General features: G+C 32.5%; 6 protein-coding genes. 2 read left to right on the forward strand and 4 right to left on the reverse strand.

Annotation, left to right across the window (positions count from 1 at the left end):
• The first annotated feature begins 2 nt into the window (after positions 1-2).
• Together sppA and KQS_RS11975 are read left to right on the forward strand one after the other, a co-directional pair.
• The gene (gene sppA, locus KQS_RS11970; protein ID WP_014389438.1) at positions 3-1775 is read left to right on the forward strand and encodes a signal peptide peptidase SppA; all 1773 of its coding nucleotides are present in this window, start codon (positions 3-5) and stop codon (positions 1773-1775) included.
• Positions 1776-1891: 116 nt separating this feature from the next.
• Positions 1892-4489, forward strand: coding sequence for an AsmA family protein (locus tag KQS_RS11975; RefSeq protein ID WP_014389439.1), 2598 nt, complete (start codon positions 1892-1894; stop codon positions 4487-4489).
• 256 nt (positions 4490-4745) lie between these two features.
• On the opposite strand, the gene KQS_RS11980 is transcribed toward KQS_RS11975, so the two are convergent.
• The 4 genes from KQS_RS11980 to KQS_RS11995 all read right to left on the reverse strand — a co-directional run bounded on the left by KQS_RS11980 (position 4746) and on the right by KQS_RS11995 (position 11984).
• A complete protein-coding gene (locus KQS_RS11980; RefSeq protein WP_014389440.1) occupies positions 4746-7475 on the reverse strand; it encodes a T9SS-dependent M36 family metallopeptidase in 2730 nt (909 codons plus the stop codon).
• A 109-nt stretch (positions 7476-7584) separates the two neighbouring features.
• Entirely contained in the window at positions 7585-8928 is a 1344-nt protein-coding gene (locus tag KQS_RS11985; protein WP_041252104.1) for a deoxyguanosinetriphosphate triphosphohydrolase, read from the reverse strand.
• 49 nt (positions 8929-8977) lie between these two features.
• Positions 8978-9415 (reverse strand): GNAT family N-acetyltransferase, encoded by a 438-nt coding sequence (locus tag KQS_RS11990; RefSeq protein WP_014389442.1) that lies wholly within the window; start codon positions 9413-9415, stop codon positions 8978-8980.
• A 181-nt stretch (positions 9416-9596) separates the two neighbouring features.
• A complete protein-coding gene (locus tag KQS_RS11995; protein WP_014389443.1) occupies positions 9597-11984 on the reverse strand; it encodes a ribonucleoside-diphosphate reductase subunit alpha in 2388 nt (795 codons plus the stop codon).
• Between the last annotated feature and the right edge of the window lie 8 nt (positions 11985-11992).

Genomic DNA, 11992 nt, shown 5'->3' on the forward strand with positions numbered 1-11992 from the left:
AGATGAATTTTATTAAAAATGTATTAGCGACTGTTGTTGGTATTTTTCTGTTTTGTGTGATTAGTTTTTTCATACTTATTGGAATTGCTGCAGTTGTAAGTGGTGGTGAAAATGAAATTAAAATTGAAAACAATTCTGTTATTGAATTAGACTTATCGAAAATTGTCTTTGATTACGCAGGTAAATACAAAGACGAAAGCCCTTTACAAGCATTAATTGCAGGAAAAACTAAAATTGGTTTTATTGATGTTTTAAACGCAATAAAATCTGCAAAAAACGACGATAAAATCAAAGGAATTTCTATTATTAACAACCAATCTTTATTAGGATTAGCTCAAAGTAAAGAATTAAGAGAACAATTATTAGATTTTAAGAAATCGGGGAAATTTGTGTATGCTTATGCCAATTATTTTACTCAAAAAGAATACTACATCAATTCTGTTGCAGATCAGGTATATGTGAATCCAGTTGGCGAAGTAGACTTTAAAGGTTTACATTCAGAATTGTTATTTTTCAAAGATTTTCAAGACAAAACAGGGATTAAATTTGAGGTAATTCGTCATGGAAAATACAAAAGTGCTGTGGAACCATTTTTAAATCAAGAAATGAGTCCAGAAAACAGAGAACAAATGACAGCCTTATTAAACTCTGTTTGGAATACTATTGTTACTGATGTTGCCGCAAGTAGAAAAATACCTGTAGAACAATTAAACGCAATTGCCGAAAATTTAAGTGCGCGAACTCCGGAAATGGCATTAGCTCAAAAATTAGTGGATAAAGTTGCCTATGAAGACGAATACCATGCCGCAATTAAATCTAAATTAAAGGTAGCTAACGACGAAGAATACAAAAAAATATCCATTACAGATTATACGGATAAAAACAGTATTAACGTTGACGATATAACGAAAGACGACATTATTGCCGTAATATATGCACAAGGTGAAATTAATGGCGGTGAAGGCGATGTGGATTTTATAGGGGAAGGTTCTATAAACCGATCTTTAAAAGAAGCGAGAGAAGATAAAGATGTGAAAGCAATCGTTTTACGAGTAGACAGTCCTGGTGGAAGTGCATTGACTTCTGAATTAATTTGGAGAGAAATAGAATTAACTAAAAAAATTAAACCTGTTGTTGTTTCTATGGGAAATTTAGCGGCTTCTGGCGGGTATTACATTTCATGTGGCGCTAATGCTATTTTTGCAGAACCAACAACAATAACCGGATCAATTGGTGTATTTGGAATGCTGCCTAACATGAGTGAATTAGCTTCAAAAGTTGGTGTTAATGCAGAACAAGTAAATACACATAAAAATTCAGGTGGCTATAGTCCTTTTGAACCAATAACAGAAGAATACAAAGCAATTGCTTTAGAAGGTGTTGAACGAACCTATAAAACTTTTGTGACCCGTGTTGCAACTGGAAGAAAAATGAAATTTGAAGCAGTTGATGCTATTGGACAAGGAAGAGTTTGGACTGGAACAGATGCATTAAAGCTAGGTTTAGTTGATAAACTAGGTAATTTAGATGCTGCAATTAAACACGCTGCCACATTAGGAAAATCTAAAGAATATAGAGTAGAAACTTATCCAGAATACAATAAAAATTTCAATGAATTTTTAGAAAGTTTAGCCGGTGCTAAAATGTACCAATCAAAAGAAGCTTATTTAAAAGAAGAAATTGGAGAAGAAAACTATATTTTAATTGATAAAATAAGAAAGATGAAAAAACGTAAAGGTATTCAAGCCATTATGCCTTACGAAATTAGTTTTTAATAATTTGAATTAGAAAAACGCTGAAATTTAATTTCGGCGTTTTTTTTTAACATTATTTTACCTTAAAAACTACAATTGGTATTAATTTTGTAACATACATCTAAATTTAAAAAATTATGAGTCCAAAAGCAAAAAAAATACTGAAATGGACTGGAATTTCAGTTCTCGGTAGTATTATCGTATTAGCCATTGTGCCTTTTCTTTTTAAAGAACAAATTAAAAACAAGGTACTAGAATCTATCAATAAAAATGTTGACGCTATTGTCTCTATTGAAGATGTAAATTTAAGCTTATTGAAAAGTTTTCCAAAAGCCAATGTAAGTATTGAAAAACTAAGTATTGTTAACAAAGCTCCTTTTGCTGGAAAAACACTCGTTTCATCTGAAAATATTAGCTTAAAAATGAGTATAATGGAATTATTCAATGGAGCAAATGAGCCAATGAAAATTGAATCCATATCTACAGAAAATACTATTTTAAATATCATTTTTAATAAAGACGGTGTTGGCAACTACGATATTGCTTTAAAAGACAAAACACCTGAAGAAGAAAAATCGGAGAGCAAACCTTTCAGTTTAAGTATTGAAAAATATGATGTGGAAAATTTAAAATTTACTTTCCTTGATGAAGCCTCTAAAATGAAATTAGTCTTAGACAGTATCAACCATCAAGGCACAGGAAATTTTGCTCAAGAAAAATTAGATTTAGATACTAAAACAACAGCTAATGTAAGTTTTGATATGGATAAATCTAATTTCTTAAAAAACACAAAAATTTCATTAGACGCAATTTTAGGAATCGATTTAAAAAACAGTAAATACACGTTTAAAGAAAATAAAGCCTTGATTAATCAATTGCCTTTAGAATTTGATGGATTTATTCAAATGGCAGAAAAAGGACAAGTATATAATTTAACCTTTAAAACCCCAAGCTCTGATTTCAAAAACTTCTTAGGTTTAATCCCTGAACAATATGCAGGTAATTTAGAAGGAGTTGAAACAACTGGAAAATTTGAAGTAAAAGGAAAAGTAAATGGGGAATTAACCGACACAACTGTTCCAAAATTTGATGTTGAAATGGTATCAAATAACGCTTCATTCCATTATAAAGATTTACCAAAAAATGTAAAAAACATCAATATAGACACTCATATTGTTAATGAAACTGGAATAGTTAATGACACTTATGTAAACATTGATAATTTTGGATTTGCAATTGACCAAGATGTATTTAATGCAAAAGCGAATATTAAAAACATAGCTGAAAATGCTTTGGTAAATGCCGAATTAAGAGGTGTAATCAATTTAGCTAATGTCTCTAAGGCCTATCCGGTTAAATTAGAAAAACCACTTAATGGAATTTTAAAAGCCGATGTAAAAACCGCTTTCGACATGAAATCTGTTGAAACCAATCAATATCAAAACATTAAAAATTCAGGAAGAGTAACATTAACAGGATTTAATTATGCCGGTCCAGAAATGGCTAAACCTGTTAGTATTTCAATTGCAGATGTAGCGTTTAATCCAACAAAAATAAACTTAAACCAATTGAGTTTAAAAACAGGAAAATCGGATGTTAACGTAACAGGAGCATTAGAAAATTTCTATGGATTCCTGTTCAAAAATCAAATTTTGAAAGGAAACTTCAACATGAGTTCAAATACATTTGCTGTTTCCGATTTTATGGCTCCAACCACAACCACAACTGAAGATGGAGGTAAGAAGACTGAAGCTGTTAAAATACCTAGCTTCTTAGACTGTTCTTTAACTGCAAAAGCAAATACTGTACTATATGATAATTTGAATTTGAAAAATGTATCAGGTACTGTAGCCATTAAAGACGAAGCTGTAAAATTAAGCAATTTAAAAATGGATGTGTTTGGAGGAAGACTTGGCCTTAATGGACTAGTTTCTACTAAAGGCAAAGTTCCTACTTTTGATATGAATTTAGGTTTAGACAAAGTAGATGTTGGACAAACCTTCTCGTTGATGAATACCTTAAAAACAATTGCTCCAATAGCAGAGGTTATCAATGGTAAAATGAATTCTACTATTCAATTAAGTGGAACTTTAAACCAATCTATGCTACCAAATTTAAATACCTTAACTGGTGATTTAATGGGCAAATTTATTTCGGGTTCTTTGAATAAATCAAGATCAACTTTATTAACTGAATTAGATAATAAAGCTTCTTTCATTGATTTGAAAGATATCAATTTAAAAGACGTTTCTGCAGCATTATCATTTAAAAACGGAAAAGTAAACATAAAACCATTTACTATCAAACATAAAGATGTTGGGGTTCAAATAGCTGGTTCGCATGGATTTGATCAAAACATGGATTATAATTTAAAATTTGATGTTCCTGCAAAATATTTAGGTAAAGATGTAAATAACTTAATTGCAAAACTTACACCTGCTGATGCCAATAAAATTGAAAATGTACCTGTAAATGCAACAATGATTGGGACATTTAAAAATCCAAAGATTACTACCGATTTAAAACAAGCTACTACTAATTTGACGACGCAATTAGTAAAAATGCAAAAAGAAAAATTAATCAATCAAGGTACAGGCGCATTAACTAATATCTTAGGTGGAACTAAAAACAACACTCCTAAAGATTCGACTAAAACTACCTCAACTCCAAAAGAGCAAGTGGGTAATGCCGTGAAAGATGGAATTAAAGGATTATTCGGTAAAAAGAAAAATTAAAATATAACAATTTAACTTACACTTATTGTGCTTCATTTATTGAGGAACAATTTGTTTTATATCCATCTCAATTTAGTAATTTGATAAGCATACTATAACACGTAAACAAACACTAAGCATTCTTAGTACAACTTTAATACGATTAAATTTATCTATACATTATACAATCCTTTATTGCAAATATTTAAATGTTGACTTAATATAAAACAAAAAAGGCTGTGAAAAATCACAGCCTTTTTAATTCTATTTACTACAATTATTTGATAACAATTTTTTGTGTGTAATTTAAATTCTCACCTTGAAGTTTTAATACATAAACTCCAGTTGATAAGTTACCTAAATTGATTGATTTTTCAACGTTAAAGCTATTTACATTTTGGTTGTAAACTTCTCTTCCTTTTAAATCAAATACTTTTATTCCTAAATCTCCATTATAGTTATGAATTGCGATATTTAAATCACCATTTGTTGGATTTGGATAAATTCTAAACAAATCACTATCTTGGAAATAACTAGCAGCTAAAACGCAGTTTGAACCAGTTGCAGGCGTTGACCCTGGGGTAGGCTCTGTAAAATCTTCTACTTGATCTTGAACTCCTGTAACACCAATTTTAGTTCCTGATGTAGCATTAATACCCATACCTCTACGAGCAAAAGTTTGCCATATCAAACAATAGTCTTGTCCATTAGTTGTATTCAAATCGGCTTGAATAATTGCGTCTCTACACTGAATTAATGTAGGATTCGAAGGAGTTAACTTCATTGCATCTATAACCAATTTCATTACTTTATTATTTCCACCAGTACCATTGTAAATATTTGCATCGTAACCATATTTACCAATATAATTCCAAGCTAAATCCCATAACATTACTGCCCAAATCGATCCTAAACCATGAACATCAACTTGATCATTTCCATTTGTATCTGTATACCATTGATCATTTGTATCACCAAAGGTATGAGGATTAACACTCATGTCTGTTGAATATCTATATTCTCTAATACCAGGTCCATTAGTCGCTTGATTCATAGCGAAAGTTCCAATTCCTCTTGCGTTTGTTCCTGTATCACCTGCTTTAATTTGCATCATTAACCATGCCCAATCTGACCATCCTTCACCAGGTTGCTCAGCTGAACCATTCATTCCTGCTCCACCACCAACTAAACGTGTTGAAATACCATGAGTATATTCGTGTGCAATAATACCATTATCAAAGTCGCCATCAGCATTAACAAATACTTCTTGTTGCGCCATTGAAATATTAACAGTACCTAAAGCCATTGAAGCAATTAACGCTTCTCCATCTGCTTGAGACATGCTAATAGCGGGTATAGTAATGGTTGCATCAGCTCCACCCATTAATACATAACCAGCAGCATTATTTACTATAATTGCAGCAACAGCACCAGCATCTTGCGCAGCTTTAACTTTTTGAACAAAACTACATGTTCCTCTTCTTATAACTGCAATTTTTCCACTTAAAGCAGCAGCATTAATTGGTGCCGAACATGCATCTGATGTATCAGGAGTTCCATCATCATATAAAACTAAATTGTTTGTCAACATGGCTGGTAAAACAGGCAAATCAACATGTCCAGGATTAAATCCATTATCTAGAACAGTATAATTTGTACCCGTTAAAGTACCTGTATTTACAGTAAATAATAATGGCTTTTTCTCATTCCATAAATACATTTGCATTCTAGGTTTTGAACCATCTGAAGGAGTTGAGAAATTTGCATTATTAAAACTTGGCGTAGTCGCTTGTGATGCATCTTGTGCCTCCGCATTTACTGCGTCGCCTTGAGCTCCACCTCTACCATAGTTTACCGCTTGGAAATTTCTATTAGCTTCATTGAAACCATATTGGTACCAAACATCATGCATGATGTTATTCATATAGAATAAATTGGTCGTAGCAGCAGCAATGTACGTTGATGCAACTACACCATTTCCAGGGTAAGCAAAATCAAATGTTAAATTTGGATATGTTCCAGCAGAAGCATTAGTATAAGTTGTTGGATTTGCCGGATTTACATTTGTGAAATCAGAATACGCAAATACGTTATTCCCTCTAGTATAATTAAATTGAGTTGCAGCAGTACCACCACCAATTGTACCATTTGTATTATGCCATCCATTTGGAGAAGCTGCAACAGCTAATGGAGCTAAAGCAGTTGTAGCTTCAGGATTAGTGATTAATTGTCTAGAAGAATGATTCGGACTTTCATAATTAAAAGGAATAACTCTATAATTTGTTGTTCCTGGCGTTAACATCATTGCTGTTTGCTCATTTTTGAATAATTTAGAAGCAACATTTAATGTTTTAACACCTCCAACACATGCATCATGATTATGTCTTGGACCAAAATTACAATTATGAACTAAATCATATTTTTCTAATAAATTCCCATTAGATGCGTCAATTTTAACTTTCCATAAATGTTTTGCATCTTGAGAATAAAATTCATAACTCCAAGATAAAACTAAATTACCTGATTGGTTTGGAAAATATACTAACTCAGCTGAAACTGGATCTTCGGTTAAAATCCCATTTGCTAATTTATATTTATTCCTATCTGTTGAAATAACAGAACTTGTAAAAACAGGTTCATTTAATTTTGTTAAAGCACTTGAAAATCCTTCTACTACTCCTAAAACAGGATTCGAAGTATTTACTTTTGACGCTACATTGTTTATAAAACCTTCTGGCTCATTAATAATTTCATTATTTTTAATCCAAAAATAAATATAAGAATTATCAACTTTAATTCCATTGTAGGTTTGCATTACTAAATAATTAGTAAGCCCCATAGATTCAGAACTTGTTTCGCTTTCAATTTGCCAATGTGTTGTTTCATTGGAAGCGACATTTAATTTTTCCTTATTTTCGTTAATGTAATTTTGAATTCTCTGACTTGGAGTTTGAGCAAAACCAATTACACTTAACAATAAGAAAACCTGAAGTAGTCTTTTGTTCATAAGTTAAGTTTTTTGTTTAATGTCTCAAAATTAATGTTTTATAATTTAAAACAAAATATTTTATAACTTTTTCATAACAAAAATCTACTTTAACTTATATTTTAACAATTTAAATACGATTTGCGTTAACAATTTTATAAAGTTCAATTGCTTTTCCGTCAGTTAATAATGATATAAACTGACAAATGTTTAAAAGTTGTCCGTATAAATCTGATTTTTCAACCTGATATTTTTGAGGTAACATATTTAAAATCAATCGGTCAAAGTTTGTTTCATTTGCATTAATTTTATTTACATAGGCCGTTAAAAACGCATCTAACAATGAGTGAATTACTTTATAACCTATAATTTCTTTTTCAATTACTTCTTTTGATCGATAAATTTTATTCACACTAATCTTTATAATATCGTCAATTTGTGCTTTATATTGACTCTTTTCCATCAATGAAACATCAAATTCACCGTTCATAATAGCTGTTTCATTTTCCATAAAAATTCGAACCGCATCTTGAATTAAACTACCAATAGCCAGTGCACGCAAATAACTAATTCGATCCTCTTTAGTGATTAACTCATTGTATTTTTTAGAATCAATGGATTTTTGAACTAATTTAATTAAGTATTCTAAGGCAAATTCTTCTTCAATTAACCCTAGTTTAATACCATCTTCAAAATCGATAATGGTATAACAGATATCATCTGCCGCTTCGACTAAAAACGCCAAAGGATGTCGATGAAAACCTATATCGGGTAATTTTTTATTAACCAACAACCCTAATTCCTGGGCGACTTCCTGAAAAAAAGACACATCTTGTTGGAAAAAACCATATTTTTTATCACAAATCGCCGAAGTAGGTTTTTTAGGCAAACTCTCTTTGGGATATTTCATAAACGTTCCTAAAGTCGCATAGGACAAACGCAAGGCACCCTCTACCCCTTCTCTACTTGAGGTTAAAATGGAAAAACCATTGGCATTTCCTTCAAAATCAATTAAATCTTGCCACTGTTTTTGTGTTAAGCGCTCTTTGTATTTTTGTCCATTTCCGGAAGCGAAATATTCTCCAATAGCCTTTTCACCCGAATGTCCAAAAGGAGGATTACCAATGTCGTGCGCTAAACAAGCTGCTGCTACTATGGCTCCAAAATCATTTAATTGATAGCCATGCACCTCTTTTAAATGCGGGTATTTTTCTAATATTTGTTTTCCTACTAACCGACCAATGGAACGGCCTACCACCGAAACTTCTAAACTGTGCGTTAATCGAGTATGCACAAAGTCGGTTTTAGACAATGGAATCACTTGGGTTTTATCTTGTAAGATTCGGAATTCAGATGAAAATATGATTCGGTCGTAATCAACTTCAAATCCTAAACGAGTATCATCTTGTTCTTTTCGTAATCGTTTACTGGTATCGCCTTGTCTTTTTAACGACAATAATTGTTCCCATTGCATCATGGTCGTGAGAAAATTTATATTAGAAGCACGAAGGTAACAATTTATTTTACTTCTTCATACACACACTGTTTTCTACACCAATATATTGTCCGTAATTAGGAATAAATTGATAACCCATTTTGGTATACAACGCAATTGCATGATGTAATTTAGGGGAAGTTTCTAAAATAAAATGCGCAAAACCCTGTTCAATAGCCCAACTTTGAATTTCAGTCAAAATCATATTAGCTATCCCTTTTCCTCGGGCTTCTGGAAGTACAAACATGCGTTTTATTTCAGCAGTATCCTCCTCGTATTTTTTAAAAGCACCACAACCCACCGCGCGTTCCTCATAATAAACTACCAAAACATGATCGAGTTGCACATTATTATAATGCGCAAAAAATTCACGTTCATCACCATCAATATCGACTAAATATTCATCAAACAGCGTCGACAATTTTTTAAAATCAGGATGATCTGAATTGGTTTTTATTACCTTCATGTTGATTGTTTTCGAAAGTTCTAAAATACAAAAAAACAGCTGTCAAAAAAGTTAACTTTTGTCGTTCCGAATTTATTTCGGAATCTAAACACCAATAAAACTAGTGTTTTTAGAAACTGAAACAAGTTCAGTTTGACAGAATAATCACTTTTTGGACAGCTGTTTAGACTATACAATTATATTAAGACCCGCACATTTCGCAATCTTCAGGGCCTGCATTTTTAGAACGTTCAATCATCGCTCTAAATTCTTCTGCGGTCATTTCTTGTTCAACTTGAACTACTTCAGGTTCAGATTCTTGTTTTTTAGCAACGGTAAACTGTAAAGCATTAGCCGCAGCTTTAGTACGTAAGTAGTACATACCTGTTTTTAAACCAGATTTCCAAGCGTAGAAGTGCATTGAATTTAATTTAGCAATAGTTGCCCCTTCCATGAACAAGTTTAGCGATTGTGACTGATCAATAAAGTAGCCTCTTTGACGCGACATATCAATAATATCACGCATACTCATTTCCCAAACAGTTCTATATAAATCTTTAATATCCTGTGGAATTCCAGCAATATTTTGAATTGAACCATTATTACGCATAATTTCTTGTTTCAATTCTTCATTCCAAATGCCTAATTCTACTAAATCTTGTAATAAATGTTTATTTACCACAATAAATTCACCGGATAATACACGTCTGGTATACAAGTTAGACGTATACGGTTCAAAAGCTTCATTATTTCCTAATATTTGAGAGGTAGAAGCGGTTGGCATTGGCGCTAACAATAAGGAGTTACGTACCCCGTGTTCCATTACTTCTTTTCGTAAAGAAGACCAATCCCATCTACCTGATAAATCAGAATCTTGTAAGCCCCACATATTGTATTGGAATTCACCTTGAGAAATTGGCGATCCTTTAAATGTTGAATACGGTCCTTCTTCTTTCGCCAATTCCATTGAAGCAGTAACTGCAGCAAAGTAAATGGTTTCAAATATTTCTTGATTCAATTGTTTTGCTTCATCGCTAGTAAATGGCATTCGTAACATGATGAAAGCATCTGCTAAACCTTGTACCCCTAAACCAACAGGTCTGTGACGCATGTTTGAATTATACGCCTCTTCAACCGGATAATAATTCCTATCAATTACTCGATTTAAGTTACGAGTAATACGTTTAGTAACTTTATATAAATGATCGTGATTAAACTGACCATTTTCAATAAACATCGGTAAAGAAATAGAAGCTAAATTACATACCGCAATTTCATCTTCTGAAGTATATTCTAAAATCTCCGTACACAAGTTAGACGAACGAATAGTACCTAAATTCTTTTGGTTCGATTTTCTATTCGCGGCATCTTTATACAACATATAAGGCGTACCCGTTTCAATTTGCGATTCTAAGATTTTCTCCCACAATTCACGAGCCTTAATTGTTTTTCTACCTTTTCCGGCAGACTCATACGATTCGTATAATGCATCAAATTCATCTCCATAGACATCGTACAACCCTGGACACTCATTCGGGCACATCAATGTCCAATTGGCATCAGCTTCTACACGCTTCATGAATAAATCGGAAATCCACATCGCATAAAATAAATCACGCGCACGCATTTCTTCCTTACCGTGGTTTTTCTTTAAGTCTAAGAAATCAAAAATATCTGCATGCCAAGGTTCCACATAAATAGCAAAACTACCTTTACGTTTTCCCCCTCCTTGATCAACATAACGTGCCGTATCATTAAAAACTCGTAACATAGGAACTATTCCATTAGAAGTTCCGTTTGTACCTGCAATATAAGACCCCGTAGCACGCACATTGTGAATTGATAATCCAATTCCACCAGCCGATTGCGAAATTTTAGCCGTTTGTTTTAAAGTATCATAAATTCCATCAATACTGTCATCTTTCATTGTTAATAAGAAACAAGACGACATTTGCGGTTTAGGTGTTCCTGCATTAAACAACGTTGGTGTAGCATGCGTGAAGAATTTCTTCGACATTAATTCATAGGTTTCAATGGCCGCATCAATATCGTTCAAATGAATCCCAACCGAAACACGCATTAACATGTGTTGCGGACGCTCTACAATTTTACCATTAATCTTTAATAAATATGAACGCTCTAAGGTTTTAAAACCGAAATAATCATAGTTAAAATCACGGTTATAGATGATTGTTGAATCTAATTTTTCGGCGTTAGCCATAATTACTTCATACACATCATCAGCCAATAAAGGTGATTTTTTACCTGTTCTAGGATTGACATAATGGTACAAATCCAACATCGTTTCCGAGAAGGATTTTTTGGTATTTTTATGTAAGTTAGACACCGCGATTCTTGCTGCTAACTGAGCAAAATCGGGATGTGTAACCGTCATAGAAGCCGCTGTTTCAGCCGCTAAATTATCTAACTCTGAAGTAGTTACGCCGTCATACAAACCTTCAATAACACGCATAGCCACTTTAACTGGATCTACACGTTCATTTAGTTCATAGCATAAAATTCTAATTCTATCGGTAATCTTATCAAATGATACCGGTTCTTTTCGTCCATCTCTTTTTACTACGTACATAACTTACT

The sequence above is a fragment of the Flavobacterium indicum GPTSA100-9 = DSM 17447 genome (assembly GCF_000455605.1).
Taxonomy (GTDB): domain Bacteria; phylum Bacteroidota; class Bacteroidia; order Flavobacteriales; family Flavobacteriaceae; genus Flavobacterium; species Flavobacterium indicum.

Excerpts from the sequence above, each read along its gene's own strand:
- KQS_RS11985 (WP_041252104.1), bottom strand. The coding sequence starts at position 8,928 with ATGCAATGGGAACAATTATTGTCGTTAAAAAGACAAGGCGATACCAGT.
- KQS_RS11975 (WP_014389439.1), top strand. The coding sequence starts at position 1,892 with ATGAGTCCAAAAGCAAAAAAAATACTGAAATGGACTGGAATTTCAGTT.
- KQS_RS11980 (WP_014389440.1), bottom strand. The coding sequence starts at position 7,475 with ATGAACAAAAGACTACTTCAGGTTTTCTTATTGTTAAGTGTAATTGGT.
- sppA (WP_014389438.1), top strand. The coding sequence starts at position 3 with ATGAATTTTATTAAAAATGTATTAGCGACTGTTGTTGGTATTTTTCTG.
- KQS_RS11990 (WP_014389442.1), bottom strand. The coding sequence starts at position 9,415 with ATGAAGGTAATAAAAACCAATTCAGATCATCCTGATTTTAAAAAATTG.
- KQS_RS11995 (WP_014389443.1), bottom strand. The coding sequence starts at position 11,984 with ATGTACGTAGTAAAAAGAGATGGACGAAAAGAACCGGTATCATTTGAT.